Annotated in this window: 21 protein-coding genes; 11 read left to right on the forward strand and 10 right to left on the reverse strand. The window is 68.0% G+C overall.

The features are described 5' to 3' along the window. The first annotated feature begins 295 nt into the window (after window positions 1-295). The 7 genes from FFF93_RS02000 (at window position 296) to FFF93_RS02030 (ending at window position 3,998) form a co-directional block, all read left to right on the forward strand. Window positions 296-721, forward strand: coding sequence for a CoA-binding protein (locus tag FFF93_RS02000; RefSeq protein ID WP_138767557.1), 426 nt, complete (start codon window positions 296-298; stop codon window positions 719-721). 87 nt (window positions 722-808) lie between these two features. Continuing rightward, window positions 809-1,684, forward strand: coding sequence for a polysaccharide deacetylase family protein (locus FFF93_RS02005; RefSeq protein ID WP_261375257.1), 876 nt, complete (start codon window positions 809-811; stop codon window positions 1,682-1,684). A 50-nt stretch (window positions 1,685-1,734) separates the two neighbouring features. After that, window positions 1,735-2,148 carry an MmcQ/YjbR family DNA-binding protein gene (locus tag FFF93_RS02010; RefSeq protein WP_138767556.1) on the forward strand — a complete coding sequence of 138 codons (414 nt, stop codon included), beginning with the start codon at window positions 1,735-1,737 and terminating at the stop codon, window positions 2,146-2,148. Continuing rightward, window positions 2,145-2,693 carry a DUF1990 family protein gene (locus FFF93_RS02015; RefSeq protein ID WP_138767555.1) on the forward strand — a complete coding sequence of 183 codons (549 nt, stop codon included), beginning with the start codon at window positions 2,145-2,147 and terminating at the stop codon, window positions 2,691-2,693. The genes FFF93_RS02010 and FFF93_RS02015 overlap by 4 nt, the downstream gene beginning before the upstream one ends. A gap of 14 nt (window positions 2,694-2,707) precedes the next feature. After that, on the forward strand, window positions 2,708-3,310 hold the full coding sequence (locus FFF93_RS02020) for a hypothetical protein (protein ID WP_138767554.1): 603 nt from the start codon (window positions 2,708-2,710) through the stop codon (window positions 3,308-3,310). A gap of 50 nt (window positions 3,311-3,360) precedes the next feature. Beyond that, the gene (locus FFF93_RS02025) at window positions 3,361-3,681 is read left to right on the forward strand and encodes a putative quinol monooxygenase (RefSeq protein ID WP_138767553.1); all 321 of its coding nucleotides are present in this window, start codon (window positions 3,361-3,363) and stop codon (window positions 3,679-3,681) included. A 23-nt stretch (window positions 3,682-3,704) separates the two neighbouring features. Continuing rightward, complete coding sequence (locus tag FFF93_RS02030; protein ID WP_138767552.1) at window positions 3,705-3,998, forward strand: DUF503 domain-containing protein; 294 nt, start codon at window positions 3,705-3,707, stop codon at window positions 3,996-3,998. Window positions 3,999-4,195: 197 nt separating this feature from the next. Here FFF93_RS02030 and purL read toward each other — a convergent pair whose 3' ends face one another. From purL to purS, 3 genes are read right to left on the reverse strand one after another with little or no spacing between them, the layout of a single operon-like run. Then, window positions 4,196-6,529, reverse strand: a complete 2,334-nt coding sequence (gene purL, locus FFF93_RS02035; protein ID WP_138767551.1) for a phosphoribosylformylglycinamidine synthase subunit PurL — start codon at window positions 6,527-6,529, stop codon at window positions 4,196-4,198. Further along, complete coding sequence (gene purQ / locus FFF93_RS02040) at window positions 6,526-7,284, reverse strand: phosphoribosylformylglycinamidine synthase subunit PurQ (protein ID WP_138767550.1); 759 nt, start codon at window positions 7,282-7,284, stop codon at window positions 6,526-6,528. The genes purL and purQ overlap by 4 nt, the downstream gene beginning before the upstream one ends. A gap of 1 nt (window position 7,285) precedes the next feature. Further along, window positions 7,286-7,537, reverse strand: coding sequence for a phosphoribosylformylglycinamidine synthase subunit PurS (gene purS, locus FFF93_RS02045; protein ID WP_011690410.1), 252 nt, complete (start codon window positions 7,535-7,537; stop codon window positions 7,286-7,288). A gap of 225 nt (window positions 7,538-7,762) precedes the next feature. On the opposite strand from purS, the gene FFF93_RS02050 reads away from it, so the two are divergent. Together FFF93_RS02050 and FFF93_RS02055 are read left to right on the forward strand one after the other, a co-directional pair. Further along, window positions 7,763-7,948 carry a hypothetical protein gene (locus FFF93_RS02050; RefSeq protein ID WP_138767549.1) on the forward strand — a complete coding sequence of 62 codons (186 nt, stop codon included), beginning with the start codon at window positions 7,763-7,765 and terminating at the stop codon, window positions 7,946-7,948. A gap of 358 nt (window positions 7,949-8,306) precedes the next feature. Next, on the forward strand, window positions 8,307-11,480 hold the full coding sequence (locus tag FFF93_RS02055; protein WP_138770254.1) for a S8 family serine peptidase: 3,174 nt from the start codon (window positions 8,307-8,309) through the stop codon (window positions 11,478-11,480). A gap of 66 nt (window positions 11,481-11,546) precedes the next feature. Here FFF93_RS02055 and FFF93_RS02060 read toward each other — a convergent pair whose 3' ends face one another. The 4 genes from FFF93_RS02060 to FFF93_RS02075 form a co-directional block, all read right to left on the reverse strand. Beyond that, window positions 11,547-11,927, reverse strand: coding sequence for a serine protease inhibitor (locus tag FFF93_RS02060; protein WP_138767548.1), 381 nt, complete (start codon window positions 11,925-11,927; stop codon window positions 11,547-11,549). Then, window positions 11,924-12,892 carry a 3-methyladenine DNA glycosylase gene (locus FFF93_RS02065; protein WP_138767547.1) on the reverse strand — a complete coding sequence of 323 codons (969 nt, stop codon included), beginning with the start codon at window positions 12,890-12,892 and terminating at the stop codon, window positions 11,924-11,926. The genes FFF93_RS02060 and FFF93_RS02065 overlap by 4 nt, the downstream gene beginning before the upstream one ends. Continuing rightward, a complete protein-coding gene (locus tag FFF93_RS02070) occupies window positions 12,879-13,451 on the reverse strand; it encodes an SSI family serine proteinase inhibitor (RefSeq protein ID WP_138767546.1) in 573 nt (190 codons plus the stop codon). The genes FFF93_RS02065 and FFF93_RS02070 overlap by 14 nt, the downstream gene beginning before the upstream one ends. Before the next feature lie 92 nt (window positions 13,452-13,543). Next, window positions 13,544-14,044: a MarR family winged helix-turn-helix transcriptional regulator gene (locus FFF93_RS02075; RefSeq protein ID WP_138767545.1), complete on the reverse strand. Its 501-nt coding sequence runs from the start codon at window positions 14,042-14,044 to the stop codon at window positions 13,544-13,546. Window positions 14,045-14,119: 75 nt separating this feature from the next. Here FFF93_RS02075 and FFF93_RS02080 point away from each other — a divergent pair, with 75 nt between their 5' ends. Next, on the forward strand, window positions 14,120-14,344 hold the full coding sequence (locus FFF93_RS02080; RefSeq protein ID WP_138767544.1) for a hypothetical protein: 225 nt from the start codon (window positions 14,120-14,122) through the stop codon (window positions 14,342-14,344). A gap of 196 nt (window positions 14,345-14,540) precedes the next feature. Beyond that, window positions 14,541-14,774 carry a hypothetical protein gene (locus FFF93_RS02085; RefSeq protein WP_138767543.1) on the forward strand — a complete coding sequence of 78 codons (234 nt, stop codon included), beginning with the start codon at window positions 14,541-14,543 and terminating at the stop codon, window positions 14,772-14,774. 75 nt (window positions 14,775-14,849) lie between these two features. On the opposite strand, the gene FFF93_RS02090 is transcribed toward FFF93_RS02085, so the two are convergent. The 3 genes from FFF93_RS02090 to recR all read right to left on the reverse strand — a co-directional run bounded on the left by FFF93_RS02090 (window position 14,850) and on the right by recR (window position 17,796). Beyond that, entirely contained in the window at window positions 14,850-16,208 is a 1,359-nt protein-coding gene (locus FFF93_RS02090; RefSeq protein ID WP_138767542.1) for an aspartate kinase, read from the reverse strand. A 398-nt stretch (window positions 16,209-16,606) separates the two neighbouring features. Continuing rightward, window positions 16,607-17,188, reverse strand: a complete 582-nt coding sequence (locus FFF93_RS02095) for a GNAT family N-acetyltransferase (protein WP_186372209.1) — start codon at window positions 17,186-17,188, stop codon at window positions 16,607-16,609. 8 nt (window positions 17,189-17,196) lie between these two features. Next, window positions 17,197-17,796, reverse strand: coding sequence for a recombination mediator RecR (recR, locus tag FFF93_RS02100; protein WP_138767540.1), 600 nt, complete (start codon window positions 17,794-17,796; stop codon window positions 17,197-17,199). Window positions 17,797-17,800 lie beyond the last annotated feature (4 nt).

A 17,800-nucleotide genomic window follows, 5' to 3' on the forward strand; every position in this document is an offset into this window, starting at 1 on the left:
CCTCCGGCCGGATCGTCGGTCCGGCCGCTCCCGTGGCTCGTTGCCTTGCTGTCGGCGGATTCCGGGGAGGAACTCCGACGACCAGGGTTGCTGCGGCTTCATCGATCCAGGTCTCTCGGCCGCTCGGGATGGTCACTACCCACTAAAACGGAAACGCTGGTTTACCCCAAATCCGCCGCGTAATATTCGGACACTCCGCCGTCCCGGACGGTTCATCTGCCGATTGTTCGGGACACCCTGCCGGGCGGGCGGTCCGCTGCGGCCCGGCCGCCGGAGGGAGACGTAGGCTGTGCGGATGACCCACGTAAACGACCCCGCAGTCATCGAACGGCTTTTGCGCACCAAGGGAAGGTGGGCGATCGTGGGCCTGACCACCAACGAATGGCGTGCCGCCTATGACACCTCCCTGTACATCCGGGACCGGCTTGGCATGGAGATCATCCCGGTCAACCTTCCGGCCGACCCTGTGCACGGCGAGACCGGCTACGCCAGGCTGGCCGACATTCCGGCGGCCAAGCATCCCCTCGACGTCGTGGACTGCTTCGTGAATTCTCGGAAGGTGGGCGACGTGGTGGACCAGGCGATCGCCGCCGGAGCCAAGGCCGTCTGGCTGCAGCTGGGAGTGATCGATGAGGCTGCCGCGGCCCGGGCCACGGCAGCGGGCCTGGACGTTGTTATGAATGCCTGCCCGGCCCAGGAAGCCCCGCGTTTCGGCCTCTAGACGAAGCCTGCGGTTCGCTGCCCGGGCCGGACACTTTGCTCTGCTACTCTTCTGCCGACACCCCTCCGTCGAGCCCAGGATCTCCCCATGTGCGAAGTGCACCAGCCCGCGTTGCAAGCCCGTCCCGGGCGCCGGGCCGCGTTGGGGTTCCTCGGGGTCTCCCTGGCGGCGGCTTTGGCGGCATGCTCTACTCCCGAACCCACCACGGTGGGTGCCGAAGCGGCCCCGTCCGCCCCGGGTCCTGCGCTGCCGCCGGCGCTGACTCCTGAACGTTCAAAAACCGCGGCGTTGGCGGCCCCGCAGACCCTGCGGCGCCCGGGCAACAAGCGCATCCGGCGCAGCTTCATTCCCGATTTCAAGCTGCCCCCGGTGGAGCACGGCCTCGCGCCCGTCCTCACCAAGATTGACACGAAGCATCCCGTCGTGTTCCTGACCATCGACGACGGCGTCACGCGGACCCCGGAAATGGTGGACCTCATGACCGACTACGACTATCCCGCCACCATCTTCCTCACCCGAAACTTTGTGCAGGCGGATCCTGGGTTCTTCAAACAGTTCGCCGCCCAGGGGAGCCTGGTGGAGAACCACACGGTGAGTCACAACATCAACATGGTCACTCAGCTGGGCTACCCGCAACAGCTGGCGGAAATCAACGGGATGCAGGACTACGTCCAGCAGCAGTTCGGGCGCCGCCCCACACTGTTCCGTCCGCCCGGGGGCGCCTACTCCACGGTCATGCGGCAGGCAGCCGCGGCTGCGGGCATTAAGGCGATCGTCACCTGGGAGGCCAAGGCGAACGCCGGTCGGATGGACTACCAGTACGGCAATGCCCTGCGCCCGGGGGACATCGTGTTGATGCACTTCCGGCCGGAGTTCGCCGCCGACCTGGCCGCGTTCCGGGCCGCGCAGCAGGCCGCCGGGCTTGAGGTCGTGTTGCTCGAAGACTTCCTCGGCGTCGACTGAACCGCCCGCGCTGGCCGGAGAATGTCGGTGGACGAAAGTAGGCTTAATCCATGAATGTCGCCGCGCTCCGCCGGATCTGCCTGGGCTTCCCCGGCGCTTTTGAAGACTTCCCCTTCGGCCCTGAAACGTCGGTCTTCAAGGTCCGTGCAGCGGTGGCCGGCGGGAGCCGCCACGAGGCCAAGATGTTCGCCCTGTCCGCGATGGACCCGGACGACTTCGCTGTGAGCCTGAAATGCGAACCGGCCCTCGCCGAGCAGCTGCGGTCCGCCCACCCGGAGATCACGGGTGCCTGGCACCTGAACAAGCGTCACTGGAACGGGGTGCGGCTGGACGGCGCCCTGCCCGACTCGATGGTCCGGGACATGGTGGAAGACTCCTATGACCTTGTGGTCGCCACCCTGAGCCGCCGCCAGCAGGAGCAGCTTGGCTGGGCCCGCCTCGCCGGCGGGGAGGACCGGACGTGAGCGGCCGGCGGATCGCCGGCGGGGAACTGAACTATGACGGGATCGGGGCCACCGAGAGCGGTGTGCTGCCCGAAGGCAGCGCCGGCGTCGTCATCCAGGCCTATGTGGGCGACGGCGAAGCCGCCTACCGCCGCGCCGTGCAGGGAATGCTGACCTGGCAACTGCAGAAGCGGGCCGGGCTGCGCGTCCGGGCCGAGTCCGACGTCGTGCTTCCCGGGACGCGCGTGGTGAGCGGCTTCGGCGTCGGCCCGTTCCGGATTGACGCGCCCTGCGAGGTGGTCTGGGTGCGCCGGCCGGTCCCCGGCGGCGGCCCGCAGTCCGCCGGGTTCGGCTACGGGACGCTGCCCGGGCATCCGGTCCGGGGCGAGGAGTCGTTCGAAATCTCACTCGACGACAAGGGCCTGGTCCTGATCAAGATCACCGCCTTCGGTGGGCCCTCGAACTGGTTCTACGCGGCCGGCGGCGCCGTCACCGCCCGGGCGCGCCGGCTGGTCACTTCCCGCTACCTTAGGAGTGCACAGGAACTGGCCGCAGGTGTGAACTGAGCAGGAGCAGGTGGATGCTGAACCAACAGACCCTTGACCGATTGTGGAACTTTGACGACCCGGGCCTTTCGGAGTCCCGCTTCCGCGCGGCGATCGCGGATCCGGCGTACGACGACGACGAACGGGCCGAGTTCGCCACCCAGCTGGGCCGGGCCATCGGGCTGCAGGGGCGGTACGAGGAAGCCGACGCTTTGCTGGACTCGATCGACGGCGACGAGCCCACGGTGGCCGTGCGGGTGTTGCTGGAACGCGGCCGGGTGCTGAATTCCGGGGGCCACGCCGAAATGGCGGTTCCGCTGTTCGAACAGGCCGCCGAACTCGCCGATCACCTGGGCGAAGAATTCCTGGCCGTCGACGCCCTGCACATGCTGGCGATCGCGGACACCGCCCACGCCGAGGCCTGGACCCGCAGCGCCCTGGAGTACGCGTCCACGGTGCATGACGCCAGGACCAAGCGGTGGATGGTGGCGCTGCACAACAACCTCGGCTGGACCCTGCACGACGCCGGACGCTGCACCGAGGCGATGGTGGAGTTTCAGCTTGCCGAGCAGTGGGCGGAACGGGTGGGCACCCCGCAGCAGCAGGAACGGGCCCGGGCGGCCATCGACGCCTGCTGAGGCTCTGCCAGAATTGAACCTCCGGAATTCCGAATGAAAGGCAACAGCTCGTGATCTTCATCGTCGTTAAATTCAAGGTCAAGCCCGACTGGGCCGAGCGCTGGCTCGGCCTCGTGGACGATTTCACCCAGGCCACCCGCCAGGAGCCCGGCAACCTGTGGTTCGACTGGTCCCGCAGCGTGGACGACCCCAATGAGTTCGTCCTGGTCGAGGCCTTCAAGGACGACGCCGCCGGCGACCACGTCAACAGCAGCCACTTCAAGCAGGCCATGGCCGACATGCCGCAGGCGCTGGCCGAAACCCCCCGGATCATCAGCCGCCAGCTCGACGGCGACGGCTGGGACCGGATGGGCGAGCTCACCATCGCCTAGGACCGCCGGGGAAGGAACGTGCCATGTGGATCGGCTGGATTGAACTTGATGTCCTCTTGGGCGACGTGCACAGCCTGAAGGAGAAACGCTCCGTGGTGCGGCCTGTGCTGGCAGAGCTCAAGCGCCGCTTCGACGTTTCGGTGACCGAGGCCGAGTACCACGACCAGTACCGGCGCACCGTGATCGGCGCAGGGCTCGTGGCGGCGGACCGGGCCCACCTCGTGGACGTGCTGGCCGCCGTCGAACGCTTCGTGGCCGCGCGGCCGGAACTCGAGCTGCTCAGCGCCCGGCAGCGGGAACTCCGCAGCGACGACTGACCTCATAAGCGCGAACGGACACTTGGGGCCCTTCGGAAAGGGCTCCAAGTGTCCGTTCGCGCTTAAGCCGGTGGTGGGTGGGCCCACGCCGCCAGGGTTCCCTGGCCGAGCTTGCGAGGCGAGGGAACCGGTGGTGGGTGGGCCCACGCCGCCAGGGTTCCCTGGCCGAGCTTGCGAGGCGAGGGAGGTGGCGGGGACTAGCCGAAGTACTTCGGCAGCGTCCCCTCGTGGGCTTCGCGGAGCGCGTCGAGGTCCAGGGTGTCGACGCCGTTGATCTCCAGCTTGCCGCTCTCGGCGTCCACGACGCCGATCCGGACGTGTGCGAAGCCGCGGGCCGTGCACATGTCCTTGAAGCGGATCTCCTCGGACCGGGGCACCGCCACGATGGCCCGGGCCTGGGACTCGGAGAACAGCGCGGTGAACAGGTCCACGCCGTCGCGGTCCAGCATGTCCTGGAGCGAAATGCGGGCTCCGACGCCGTAGCGCAGCGAGGACTCCACGAGGGCCGCCGCGAGGCCGCCTTCGGAGAGGTCGTGCGCGGCGTCCACCATGCCGTCGCGCGAGGCGTTGATCAGGATTTCACCGAGTTCGCGTTCGGCGGCCAGATCGACCGCCGGCGGCAGGCCACCGAGGTGTCCGCGCAGGTTGGACCATTCCGATCCGTCCAGTTCCGCCGCCGTCGTGCCCAGCAGGTAGATGGCCTGGCCGTCTTCCTTCCAACCCGAAGAGGTGCGGCGGGCGACGTCGTCCAGCTTTCCCAGCACGGCGACCACGGGGGACGGGTGGATGGGGGTGGTCCCGGTCTGGTTGTACAGCGAGACGTTGCCGCCGGTGACCGGGATGCCGAGGACCATGCAGGCGTCGGACAGGCCACGGATGGCTTCGGCCAGCTGCCACATGACGTCGGGATCTTCCGGGGAGCCGAAGTTCAGGCAGTCGCTGACGGCCATCGGCACGGCGCCGGAGGTGGCGACGTTGCGGTATGCCTCGGCCAGCGCCAGCTGCGCGCCGTGGTACGGGTCGAGGTAGGTGTAGCGGCCGTTGGCGTCGGTGGCCAGGGCCACGCCCAGGCCGGTTTCCTCGTCCACGCGGACCACGCCGGCGTCGTCCGGGAACGCCATGGCGGTGTTGCCGCCGACGTAGCGGTCGTACTGGTTGGTGATCCAGGACTTGCTGCACATGTTGGGCGACGCGACGAGTTCGGTGACCGCGGCGGCCAGCTCAGCGGGGGCGGCCGGGCGGCCGGTGTCCTGCACGGAGCCGGTGAAAGAGTCGGTCTGGACGGCGTCCTGCCATTCCGGGCGGGCGTACGGGCGGTCGTAGACCGGGCCGTCGTGGGCGACGGTGCGCGGGTCGACGTCGACAATCACCTCGCCCTCCCAAGTGATGATCAGGCGGCCGGTGTCCGTCACCTCGCCCAGCCAGGAGTACTCCACGGCCCACTTGTCCATCACCGCTTCAAACGCGGCGATGTTCTCCGGCGTGACCACGGCCATCATGCGTTCCTGCGACTCTGACATCAGGATCTCGCCCGGCGTCAGGGTGGGGTCGCGGAGCAGGACGGAGGTCAGCTCGACTTCCATGCCGCCGTCGCCGTTGGAGGCGAGCTCGGACGTGGCGCAGGAAATGCCCGCGGCGCCGAGGTCCTGGATGCCTTCAACGAGGGAGCCCTTGAACAGCTCCAGGCAGCACTCGATCAGGACCTTCTCGGCGAAGGGGTCGCCCACCTGGACGGCGGGGCGCTTGGACGGCTTGGTGTCGTCGAAGGATTCGGAGGCCAGCACGGAGGCTCCGCCGATCCCGTCGCCGCCGGTCCGGGCACCGAAGAGCACCACCTTGTTGCCCTTGCCGGAGGCGTTGGCGAGGCGGATGTCCTCGTGCCGCATGACCCCGACCGCGAGGGCGTTGACCAGCGGGTTGCCCTGGTAGACGGAGTCGAAGACCATCTCGCCGCCGATGTTCGGCAGGCCCAGGGAGTTGCCGTAGCCGCCGATGCCGGCCACCGCGCCGTGCATGACGCGGGCGGTGTCCGGGTGGTCGATGGCGCCGAAGCGCAGCGGATCCATCACGGCCACCGGGCGGGCACCCATCGAGATGATGTCGCGGACAATGCCGCCGATGCCGGTCGCGGCGCCCTGATAGGGCTCCACGAACGACGGCGAGTTGTGCGACTCGATCTTAAACGTCACGGCCCAGCCGTCGCCCAGGTTCGTGACACCGGCGTTCTCGCCGATGCCCACGAGCATGTCCTTCTTCATCTCCTCGGTCACCTTTTCGCCGAACTGGCGCAGGTGGTTCTTGGAGGACTTGTAGGAGCAGTGCTCGCTCCACATCACCGAGTACATGGCGAGCTCGGCGCCGGTCGGGCGGCGGCCCAGAACCTTGACGACCTCGTCGAATTCGTTTTCCTTCAGGCCCAGCTCGGCCCAGGGAAGCTCGACGTCAGGGGTCTTCGCCGCGTTCTCCACGGTGTCGATGTTGAACTTCCTGGCGGTCTGCTCGGGCGCCGCCACTGCGGGGGTCTCCGTCATTTGTTGTCTCCCACGATCGTGTTCAGGACAGAGGTGAAGAAGCCGAGGCCCTCGGTCCCGGCGCCCGTCTCCGGGCCGAAGCCGGTCTCGACGGCGTGCTCGGGGTGCGGCATGAGGCCCACGACGTTGCCGGCAGCGTTGGAGATGCCGGCGATGTCGCGCCGTGAGCCGTTCGGGTTCCAGCCGACGTAGCGGAACACCACGCGACCCTCCGCCTCCAGGGCGTCGAGGGTCTTCTCGTCGGCGATGTACTGGCCGTCCTGGTTCTTCAGCGGCACCGTGATCTCCTGGCCGACGGCGTAGTCGCGCGTCCAGTCGGTGGCGTTGTTTTCCACCCGCAGGATCTGGTCGCGGCAGAGGAACTTCAGGTGGTCGTTTTTGATCATCGAACCGGGCAGCAGGTGCGACTCCGTCAGGATCTGGAAGCCGTTGCAGATGCCGAGGACGGGCAGCCGGGCGTCCGAGTTGGCGGCGTCGATAATCTTGGCCATCAGCGGCGCGAACCGGGCGATGGCGCCGGCGCGTAGGTAGTCGCCGTAGGAGAAACCGCCGGGGATCACGACGGCGTCGACGTCGCCCAGGGTGGTGTCAGCGTGCCAGAGCGGCACCGGGGTTGCGCCGGCCAGACGCACTGCACGCGCGGCGTCGCGGTCATCGAGGGTGCCGGGGAAGGTGACGACGCCGATCCGCGCACCGGCGAGCCGGGGGTGCGCGGCGACGGCAACAGCCTCGCCGATCAGGGGGAGTTCAGTCATCTCAGGCCTCGACGACCTCGACGTTGACGACGTCTTCGATGACCGGGTTGGAGAGCAAGGTTTCCGCCGCGTTCCTGGCCTGGGCCAGGATCTCCTCGGTCACCTCGCCGTCGACGGTCAGTTCGAAGCGCTTGCCCTGGCGGACAGAGCTGAACGCAGTGAAGCCCAGGCGGGGCAGTGCACCCACGATGGCCTTCCCCTGCGGGTCGAGAATCTCGGGCTTGGGCATGACGTCGACAACGATCCGGGGCATCCGGTAACTCCTGTGCGTGAGCATTGGGTAAGGGCGCAGCGGAGTAGTGCCGTCTCACGCCGATCCGCTGTGTGGTGAGGACAGCAGTGTTTAAGGACAACATGGAACGGGCGCTCCGCGAGCTTGCACCCTCATTCTACCGGGCCCCGCGGGCCCCGCCGTATTCGTGACAAGGCGGGGGCCGCGGCTATGGTCTGCGACGATGGCGCTCAGTAGGATGTGGGCATGGCTGAGAAACCGAGATCCGTCCTGCTTCCCGTGCTCGCTGCCGCCGTCTTTGCGGGCCTCGGCCGGATGGTGCTGCAGAAGATCAAGGCCGACCGTGCGTACCGGGCTAGCAACGTGGCCGGCCCGCTGGATGAGAAAACCAAAGCGTGGATCAGCGAGGTTGTCCGGACGCCGCGCCAGTAGCCCCGCCAGTCATTAGCGTTTAACAACCCCCATATTGCCCCGCCGCCAGGCGGCACCCGCCGGGATGGCGCAGCTGTCCCGGCTTTGCCATGCCTCCGGAACGACGCGCTTTGTTGACCAATATGACCAATCCAGAATTGTCCTTGTGTTCTATGTCATATCTGCCTCTCAGTCTGTACTGTATGAATCGGCTGGTATCCGCCGGTGGGCGAGAGTCAACTCCTGTTCTCCTCCCCGTAACCAGTCCGTCGTCCCCGGCAATGGCGCCGGGACCGTTCCTTCTGAAAGGTTCAAATCACTCGTGAAATCACCAGGAAAGAGCTTCCTTCGAAGCGGGGGACTCCGGAGGGCAGTGGCGCTGACCCTGGGCTTGCCCGTTCTCCTCTCCACAGTTGCCATCTCGCCCGCCACTGCTGCGCCGGGCCAGGGCTCCACCGTCGCAGGGATCGCGCAGAAGAATCTGGACCCCGCCAGCTACCCGGACGGCCGCTACATCGTCCTGCTCGCTGAAAAGCCGGCGGCCACCTACGACGGCACCACGGACGGGCTGCCGGCCACGAAGCCTGCCAAGGGCAAGAAACTCGACACCAACAAGGCCGAGGTGAAGAACTACCGGGCCCACCTGGAGAAGAAGCAGGCGGAGGTCGCCGGCAAGCAGGACGTCAAGATCCAGCGCCAGTTCTCGGCTGCGGTCAACGGCTTCAGCGCCACGCTCACCACGGACCAGGCCATCAAACTCGCCAAGGACCCGAGCGTCCTGGTGGTCGCCCCTGATACGGAAAACGCCCCGGATTACTCCAGCACCGATTTCCTCAAGCTCAGCGGCGCGAACGGAACCTGGAACACCAAGTTCGGCGGCCAGGACGCAGCGGGCAAGGGCGTCGTCGTCGGCGTCATCGACACCGGGTACACCCCGGGCAGCGCATTCTTCGCCGGTGAAGAGGTCAAGCCGCTCGTCGGCGACCCCGTCGTCGGCGTTCCCTACCGCACGGCGGACGGCAAGATCGCCATGCTCAAGGCCGACGGTGAGACGTTTGTTGGCGAGTGCCAGAAGGGCACCGGAACCGGAGCAGCCTTCGACGGCTCTGCCTGCAACTCCAAGGTCCTGAGCGCGCACTACTTCGCCGAGGACTTCCTGCGCTACGTTCCCGCCGGCAACCGCGCCCCGGAGGAGCAGCTCTCCCCGGTCGACGTGGCCAGCCACGGCACCCACACGGCAAGCACCTCCGCCGGCAACAAGGACGTCGAGACGTTCGTTGACGGCCGCAGCTTCGGCCTGACCAGCGGCATCGCACCCGCCGCGAAGCTCTCCGTTTACAAGGTCTGCTGGGAAGACACCGACCCCAACACCGGCGGCTGCTACAGCTCCTCCTCGGTCGCTGCGGTGGAACAGGCCATGGCTGACGGCGTGGACGTCCTGAACTACTCGATCTCCGGCTCCGCGACCTCGGTCATCGACCCGGTCTCCGTTGCCTTCCTGAACGCCGCGTCCACCGGCATCTTCGTGGCCGCCTCCGCCGGCAACTCCGGCCCCACGGCCAGCACCGTCAACCACGGCGCCCCCTGGGTCACCACGGTCGCCGCCAGCAGCTTCTCCCAGGAGCTTCAGGGCACGGTGGAATTCGCCGATGGCACCAAGTTCCGCGGCGCCAGCATCATGAACCGGGAAGTGAAGGACGCCGGCGTCGTGCTGGCTGCCAATGCGGCAGCCGCAAACCCGCCGTCGTCCCCCGCGCTCTGCGGCCCTGGCACGCTGGATCCGGCGAAGGTCGCCGGCAAGGTTGTCGTCTGCGACCGCGGCGTCGTTGACCGCGTCGCCAAGAGCGCCGAGGTCGCCCGCGGCGGCGGCGTCGGCATGATCCTGGTGAACCTCAGCAACTCCTCCCTGGACACGGACCAGCACTCGGTCCCGACCGTCCACGTGAACCCGCCGGCCACCCAGGCCATCAAGGACAAGGTCACGGCCAACCCGGGCATCAAGGTTTCCCTGGTGAACAAGGACACAACCGGGCTCCCGCTCGAGGCCCAGCCGCAGATTGCCGGCTTCTCCTCCCGCGGGCCGCTGCTGGCGACCAACTCGGATCTGCTGAAGCCGGATGTTTCCGCTCCCGGCGTTGCTGTCCTGGCCGGCGTCTCGCCGATCGGTTCAGGCGGGGCGAACTTCGGTTTCATGTCGGGCACCTCGATGGCCGCCCCGCACGTTGCCGGTTTCGGCGCGCTGCTCCTGGGCAAGAACCCGTCCTGGTCGCCCGCCATGGTGAAGTCCGCCATGATGACGACCGCGGGCAACGTGGTTAACGCCGACGGATCCAAGAACACTGACGTCCACGCCACCGGCGCGGGCGAGGTCGATCCGGCACGCATGGTGGATCCTGGCCTGGTGTATGACGCCAACTTCGAGGACTACCTGAAGTTCATCCAGGGCACCGGCGTTGACCTCGGCCTGCCGTCCAGCACCAAGCCGCGGGACATGAACGTTCCGTCGTTCGCGCTGGGCAATCTCACCGGCAAGATCGAGGTAACCCGCACGGTGACCGCCCTGACCCCGGGCGTCTACAAGGCCACGGCCAACGTCCCGGGCATCAAGGTCAGCGTGGCTCCGGCCGCACTGAACTTCACCGCAGCAGGCGAGCAGCGCACGTTCAAGGTCACTTTCGAAAACCAGGGTGCGGCGCTGGGCAAGTTCGCCATGGGCTCGCTGAGCTGGGAAGGTGCCGGCAGGACCGTCACCTCGCCGATCTCGGTCCGCCCGCAGTCGGTTGTGGCTCCGAAGGATGTCACTTTCACCACCGAGTCGGCTACCGGCTCCGGTGACATCACCGTGGTTTCCGGCACGAACGGCGAGACCAGCATGACCCTGGACGGTCTCTCCAAGGCGGATTCCTCGGCCGTGGAACTGGTTCCGGGTGCCTTCACGGGCCGTGCGGATGCCTCCACGTTCGTCAAGACCGTCCAGGTTCCGGCCGGAGTGCCGCTGGCGAAGTTCTCGGTCATCTCCTCGGACCCGAACGCGGACTTCGACATGTGGGTCGTGACCCCGAGGGGTGTCGAGCAGGTGGCCACCTCCTCCTCCAGCGAGACCCTCTCCATCGCCAACCCGGCGGGCGGCAAGTACACGATCTACGCGAACCTGTACTCCAGCCCGGACGGCAAGGCGCGTAAGGCGTCCGTTGACGCTGCGGTGCTCGGCGCCAACGTGGGCAACGCCACGCTCTCGCCGAACCCGCTGAAGCTGGCCAACGGCAAGGCCGGCAAGCTCTCGCTGAACTGGACCGGACTCGCGGTTGGCTCCTACATCGGCCGGGTGACCTTCGCCGGCGCCAGCGAGCCGACCTTCGTCAATGTCATCGTGTCGCCGGCCGGCACCACGATGGTGGCCCCCACCTCCGAGGACCAGGCCAGCAACGTGGGCCCGGGTGACGAGGCCGGCACCGGCAACGCAGCCCAGCTGGAGAAGGGCGCCAAGGTGAAGAAGGAGCAGTCCAAGGTTGTGCACCAGGACCTGACGGAAGCCCCGAACAACGCCATCTAGCAACACCTGGAAACAGCAATGGCCGGCGGTCGGTACCGCCGGCCATTGCCGTTTAAACCACGGGCCTCAGCTGGCGCCGGTGGATCCCGCGGTGCCGCCCAAAAGCGGCGCGAGGGCACGCCAGCGGGCGATTTCGCAGCCATCCGTGCGGCTGAATTCGCAGTGGACTTCCCGGCCCAGATAGCGCCCGGTGACCACAGCCACCTGCGGGCCGCCGTACTGCTGGGTGCACAGCTTCGGCGGTCCGGGCACGGGGAAAAAGATGTCCTCGCCATGCTGCCGGAGCGCCTCAAGCGCGGCAACGGAGTCGGGCAGGGAGGAGACGGCGGTGGGGGCGCCGCCGTCGGCGACCAGCCGGAAGGTGTGCTCCGGGGTGCCCGGTGCCTCCGTCAGACGGATCGTGAGGTCGACGTCGTGCGGGGCGGCCACTCCGGCAGGGTCGGTCATAGGAGTCCTTCCTGGGCTGCGGGGAGCGGGGGAGCCGCGGCGCCGGCAGCCGTCAGCAGCGGCGCGAGTTCGAGCAGCAGCCGGCGGCGCAGGTCCTGCGAGGCGGCGGCGAACGCCCGCTGCTGCTCCACGTATTCGGCCTTGCCCTCAGGCGTTTCGATCCGGATGGGCGGGTAGCCCCACTCGCTCAGCTCGTAGGGGGAGGCGCGCATGTCCATGGCGCGGATCCGCCAAGAGAGCTCGAAGCAGTCCATGACCAGCTCGCTGGGCAGCGCGGGCGCCAGCTTGTACGCCCACTTGTAGAGGTCCATGTTCGCGTGCAGGCAGCCGGGCTGTTCCATGCTCCGCTGGTTCTCGCGGCTCGGCTCCAGGGTGTTCAGCGGCACGGCGTCGGGGGTGTAGAACCGGAAGGCATCGAAATGCGAGCAACGGATCCGGTTGTCCTCGACCACGCGGTCCGTCCGCTCGGAACCCAGCCGCAGTTTCAGGTACTCGTGCCGCAGTTCGAACTTGTCCTGCCGGTAGACCATGGCCCACTCGTGCAGCCCGAAGCAGCCGAACTGCGCAGGCCGTGCGGCCGTACCCGCCAGGATGATGCCGGCAAACTGCACGGCCTCGCGCCGTTCGCTGAGGAACCGTTCGACGTCGACCGTCACCGCATCCGTGCCCGGCGCCAGGCCCGCAGCATCGAGTTCCCCGGCGTCGGGAATGCGGTAGTACTTCCAGCCGGAGCGCGCCGCTGCCGCCGCTCCGGAGAGGACGACGCCGGCGCCGGGATGCCAGCGCAGCAGTTGGCCGGGCTTCTGGGTGTAATAGGTGAAGAGGAAGTCCTCCACCGGGTGTTTTTGGCCCGCCGACCTCCGGGCGAGGTAGGGATCCGCGTAGGTTCGGACGCGCTGGACGTGGGCGGCTTCGCGCTGGAGCCACTCGTCCCGCGGGAGATGGTGCAGTTTAGACAGCCCCACCGGTGGATCCCAGGATGTCCTTGGCGGCCTTCCACTGGGCGATCTCGCAGCCGTCCCGCAGGCTGAACTTGGCTTCGACAGCCTTGCCGTCCACGGAACCCGTGACGGTCGCCTCCTCCGGCCCGCCGTACTGCTGGGTGCAGACCTTGTCCGTGGGCCGCGGGGCGGGGCTGAGCAGGGCCGCGTTCGCCTTCAAGGCGGCGCATCCCGCGGCGGCGGTCGGGTGCTGGCTTTCCGCTGCCGGGACACCGTTCTGGCACACCAGCGTGTAATTCGTGGCCTTCCCACCTTCGGCGGACGTGACCATGATGGCGAGTTCGGCGTTGCCCTGCCCCGGTCCGGCTGTGGGGGCAGCGGCCGACGGCGACGGCGCCGTGGCGGTGGTTTCCGTGTCGGCGGACGGGGTGCCCGAGCCCGGGCTGCTGGCGGAAGGCGAAGCCGAGGCGGAGGTGGTGCCGGTGGGCGAGGCGCTCGGCGCAGGCCCGCCGCCGGATGCGCAGGCGGCCAGTCCGGCGGCCGTGATCACGGCGAGCAGGGTGGGGATCAGGGTCTTACGCATGGTCGGCTCTCCTCGGTTTCACTCATTCTAGCGCCGCCCCGACGCCGCGCCGCCGCCGGGGGAGAGGGGGGTGGGGGCGTGTCCGCGGCGGGCTAGCCGCCGTGGCCCGCGTCCGCGGCCCGGGTGGCCGCGATGAGGCGCATCATCGAGGCATGCAGTTCGCCGACCTGCTCGCGGTCCAGGCCCAGCCGGGCCATCATGGTGCCGGGCACCGCTGTCGCCTGTTGCCGGAGCGCCGCCCCGCGGGGGGTCAGCCGCACCGCGAGGCTACGTTCGTTGCCTTCGGCCCGTTGCCGGGTGATGTAGCCTGCCGCTTCCAGCCTCCGCAGCAGCGGCGAAATCGTGGCGGGTTCCTGGGCGAGGGCATCACTGATGTCGCGGACGGTGCGGGGGCTCGATTCCCACAGGCACAGCATCACCAGATACTGCGGGTGGGTGAGGCCCAGCTTGTCGAGCACCGGCTTGTAGGCGCCCACGACGCTGCGCGAGGCAACGGTCAGGGCGAAACAGAGCTGGTGTTCCAGGAGCAGGTCCTCGTCCACGGGGGTGGACGCGCCCGGGGTGGTTGCGGAGCCGGTGTCGGCGATGGCCATCAGGCCTCCTTCAAATAGTTAGTGCGCTAATGATTAGCGTACACTGGTGCTACGTCCGTTTCGAAGGAGTGGGTAATGGCCAAGGAAAACACCGCCCAGCGGTTCATGCGTGCGACCGGAAAGCTGAGGGCAATTTTCGGCCCCGCCAGCCGGACCTCGATTGGCCATGAGATGACGGAGCAGAACCGCCAGCTGCTGGCCCAGCGGCAGGCCGAAACCCAGCAGTGGGAAACCCTCCACCGGCCGGACGGCAGCACCTATGTGGTGCCCCGCAACCCCCAGGACAAGTCCCTGCGCTAGCCCACCCGCGGCCCGGATCAACGCCGGGGCCTGGTCGACCCCGTGGGCCGGATCCACCCCGTGGGCCCGCTGCGCGGGACCTTCCCCGCCGTCGTCCGCCCTGCCCTTTTCGCCGCCGCCGGGCGTAAAATGATGGCACTGGCGCCGCCCGCGCCACCTTTCGCTTGGCCTGTCAGCAGGAAAGGGGGTGGGAATTATGGCACGTGCACTGAGGGCGGCTGCGTTGCGTCGGCACCTGCACCCGTCGTCTTGGGTCCGGTTCCTTTTTGGCCCTGCTTCGCGCGGGGATTATGCCGCGCCGGTCGTGCACCGGCACGATGACTTCGAGCAGGCCTCGGAGAGTGATCTCGCCGGCTTCGAAGTCGAGACCGATTCGCAGGGACACCACTATGCGGTCCGTCGGGAGGACCTCCCGAAGGAGCAGGTCTAACCCGCCCGGTGGCTGGACGGCAAAGGGAGCAGCTGAGTGGCTGCTCCCTTTCGTGTGCGGTGCTCTGGCGACGTCCTAGCGGCCGGTGCCGCCGTAGACCGTTGCCTCGTCTTCGCTGTCCAGGTCGAACGCTTTGTGGATGGCGCGGACGGCGTCGTCAAGCTGGTCGGCGTGGGTCACCACCGAGATGCGGATTTCCGAGGTGGAGATCATGTTGATGTTGATGCCGGCCTCGGAGAGTGCGGCGAAGAACCGTGCGGAGACGCCCGGGTGCGAGCGCATGCCGGCACCGATCAGGGACAGCTTGCCAATTTTCTCGTTGTACTCGATGTTTTCGAAGCCGATCTCGGCCTGGGCGGCGCGCAGGGCCGCCAGCGCGTCGGCGCCTTCGACGATCGGCAGCGTGAAGGAAATGTCGGTCCGGCCGGTGCCGTGCGTGGAGACGTTCTGGACGATCATGTCAATGTTCGAGTGCGCGTCCGCGATGACCTGGAAGATCGCCGCCGCCTTGCCGGGGATGTCCGGAACGCGGACCACCGTGACTTTGGCTTCGGAACGGTCGTGGGCAACGCCGGAGATGATTGGCTGCTCCAAGGCAACTCCCTCTTGAATCGTGATCTTGTCATCGGCGCTGGGCAGCACCCAGGTACCTTCGTTCTGGCTGAATGAGGAACGGACGTGCAACGGCACTCCGAAGCGGCGGGCGTATTCCACGCAGCGCAGGTGCAGGATCTTGGCCCCCGAGGCCGCGAGCTCGAGCATTTCCTCACTGGAGATGCGGTCGATCTTCCGGGCGGCCGGAACAACCCGCGGATCCGCGGTATAGATCCCGTCAACGTCGGTGAAAATCTCGCAGACGTCGGCGTCGAGGGCGGCGGCCAGCGCCACGGCGGTGGTGTCCGAGCCGCCGCGGCCCAGCGTGGTGATCTCGTTCGTGGTGCGGCTCATCCCTTGGAAGCCCGCGACGATGGCGATGTGTCCCTTGTCCAGGGCCGTGCGGATCCGGTGCGGGTCGACGTCGATGATCCGGGCCTTGCCGTGGATGCCGTCGGTGATCATGCCGGCCTGGGAACCGGTGAAAGACTGGGCCGAGGCGCCGTACTTGTTGATGGCCATCGCGAGCAGGGCCATGGAGATGCGCTCGCCGGCGGAAAGGAGCATGTCCATTTCCCTGGCCGGGGCGGAATCGGTCACCTGGGCAGCCAGGTCGAGGAGTTCATCGGTGGTGTCGCCCATGGCGGACACGACGACGACGACTTCGTCGCCGGAGTTGTGGGCGTCCACGACGCGCCGGGCGACCCGCTTGATCCCTTCCGCGTCCGCGACGGAGGAGCCGCCGAACTTCTTCACCACCAGGTGTTTGGTGGCGCCAGGCTTCACGGGCAGCTGCAGCGGCTGCGTTCCGGGATGGACTTCGGTAGTGGACAAACTCATGCGCGCACCCTCACTGGATCATCGGGGTTCTGGGCCAGCCAGCCAAACGGCGACGGCGGACTCTCCCTTGAGTTTATCGCCGCCGGGGCCCGGAAATGAATTGTGACCGAAATGCCGGACTGGGCTGCCTCCGGCGCGGGGCGGGGAGGGGCTGCCGGACCACGGATCGGGCCCCGCGGCCGGACCACGGATGGACATGCTCAGTGTTCGCGCCCAGGAATGGACATAATGCCACTATGTCCATTCCTGGGCGGACCGGATGGGCATGCCCGGAGAGGGACGTTGCGCATGTCCATCCGTGGGCCGACCGGATGGGCATGCCCGGCGAGGGACGCGGAGCAGGGGCCTCAGAGGCCACACGGGTCACCAGGGTCGCGAGGCGGGGTGGGCCGGGCGGGCTACCAGGAACGGTCGAGCCGATATCGCCAGGACGGAAGCTCCTTGCCAGCGGTGTCCTCTGCTGCCGTGAAATAGCGGTCGGGCTCGAAGCCCAGTCCTTCCAGCAGACGCCGCGAAGGCAGATTGGGTTCGTAGACGCCGGCAAAGACCGTCCGGCTTCCGCCGGCGAACAGCCACCCAACGAGGGCGGCGGCGGCTTCCCGGCCGAGTCCGAGTCCATGGTGTTCCGGGTGCAGGATGTAGCCCAGGCTGGCCGCATCTGCTGGGATCCGGCCGGGGGCCGGGAGCCGGGGGTCTGCCGTGTTCCAGGTCCGGCCGTCCCCGATGACCTCCCCGCTGGCCCGCAGTTCGATGGCCCAGCCGATGTTGAACCACTCGGCGGTGGAGGCCTCGGCCGCGGCCAGCGCCGTCCTCAGCCGGGCCGTGTTCTCCGCGGGGCTGAGTGCCGCATGTGACAGATAGCGCGTGGCGTCCGGGTCGCCGCGGAACCGCAGGAGGGCGGGGCCGTCGTCGGCCGTCAGCGGACGCAGGGTCAGGCGTTCGGTGCGCAGCGGGCCGGGCGCGCCGGGGAGGGCTGTCACGGCCCCTGTCAGCTCAGGGCGTTGCGGCGGCCTTCGAAGGCGCGGCCCAGGGTGACTTCGTCGGCGTACTCGAGGTCTCCGCCAACGGGAAGGCCCGACGCGAGCCGGGTGACGGCGATGCCGATCGACTTGAGCATCCGGGCGAGGTAGGTGGCCGTGGCTTCTCCCTCGAGGTTGGGGTCGGTCGCGATGATGATTTCCTGGATGGCGCCGTCGTTGAGCCGGGTCAGCAGCTCGCGGATCCGCAGTTGTTCCGGACCGATGCCGGCGATCGGATTGATGGCGCCGCCCAGCACGTGGTACCGGCCGCGGAAGGACCGGGTGCGTTCCACCGCCAGGACGTCCTTGGACTCCTCCACGACGCAGATGATGGAGGGGTCGCGGCGCGGATCCCGGCAGATGTTGCAGAGTTCCTGCTCGGTGACGTTGCCGCAGACGGTGCAGAACTTCACCCGCTCCTTGACCGTCGTAATGGCCTCGACCAGGCGCTTCATGTCCTGCGGATCAGCTTCGAGGATGTGGAAGGCGAGCCGCTGGGCCGACTTGGGCCCGACGCCGGGGAGGCGGCCGAGCTCATCGATCAGCTCCTGAACTGCACCTTCGTACACAATT

Source organism: Arthrobacter sp. KBS0702 (assembly GCF_005937985.2).
Classification (GTDB): Bacteria; Actinomycetota; Actinomycetes; order Actinomycetales; family Micrococcaceae; genus Arthrobacter.

Bases quoted from the DNA above. Each gene is read 5' to 3' on its own strand.
- purQ (WP_138767550.1), bottom strand. From the start codon at position 7,284: ATGACTGAACTCCCCCTGATCGGCGAGGCTGTTGCCGTCGCCGCGCAC.
- FFF93_RS02050 (WP_138767549.1), top strand. From the start codon at position 7,763: ATGGCTGAGAAACCGAGATCCGTCCTGCTTCCCGTGCTCGCTGCCGCC.
- FFF93_RS02085 (WP_138767543.1), top strand. From the start codon at position 14,541: ATGGCACGTGCACTGAGGGCGGCTGCGTTGCGTCGGCACCTGCACCCG.
- FFF93_RS02075 (WP_138767545.1), bottom strand. From the start codon at position 14,044: ATGGCCATCGCCGACACCGGCTCCGCAACCACCCCGGGCGCGTCCACC.
- FFF93_RS02005 (WP_261375257.1), top strand. From the start codon at position 809: ATGTGCGAAGTGCACCAGCCCGCGTTGCAAGCCCGTCCCGGGCGCCGG.
- FFF93_RS02070 (WP_138767546.1), bottom strand. From the start codon at position 13,451: ATGCGTAAGACCCTGATCCCCACCCTGCTCGCCGTGATCACGGCCGCC.
- FFF93_RS02010 (WP_138767556.1), top strand. From the start codon at position 1,735: ATGAATGTCGCCGCGCTCCGCCGGATCTGCCTGGGCTTCCCCGGCGCT.
- FFF93_RS02020 (WP_138767554.1), top strand. From the start codon at position 2,708: ATGCTGAACCAACAGACCCTTGACCGATTGTGGAACTTTGACGACCCG.
- FFF93_RS02030 (WP_138767552.1), top strand. From the start codon at position 3,705: ATGTGGATCGGCTGGATTGAACTTGATGTCCTCTTGGGCGACGTGCAC.
- FFF93_RS02090 (WP_138767542.1), bottom strand. From the start codon at position 16,208: ATGAGTTTGTCCACTACCGAAGTCCATCCCGGAACGCAGCCGCTGCAG.
- purL (WP_138767551.1), bottom strand. From the start codon at position 6,529: ATGACGGAGACCCCCGCAGTGGCGGCGCCCGAGCAGACCGCCAGGAAG.
- FFF93_RS02080 (WP_138767544.1), top strand. From the start codon at position 14,120: ATGGCCAAGGAAAACACCGCCCAGCGGTTCATGCGTGCGACCGGAAAG.
- purS (WP_011690410.1), bottom strand. From the start codon at position 7,537: ATGCCCCGGATCGTTGTCGACGTCATGCCCAAGCCCGAGATTCTCGAC.
- FFF93_RS02060 (WP_138767548.1), bottom strand. From the start codon at position 11,927: ATGACCGACCCTGCCGGAGTGGCCGCCCCGCACGACGTCGACCTCACG.
- FFF93_RS02000 (WP_138767557.1), top strand. From the start codon at position 296: ATGACCCACGTAAACGACCCCGCAGTCATCGAACGGCTTTTGCGCACC.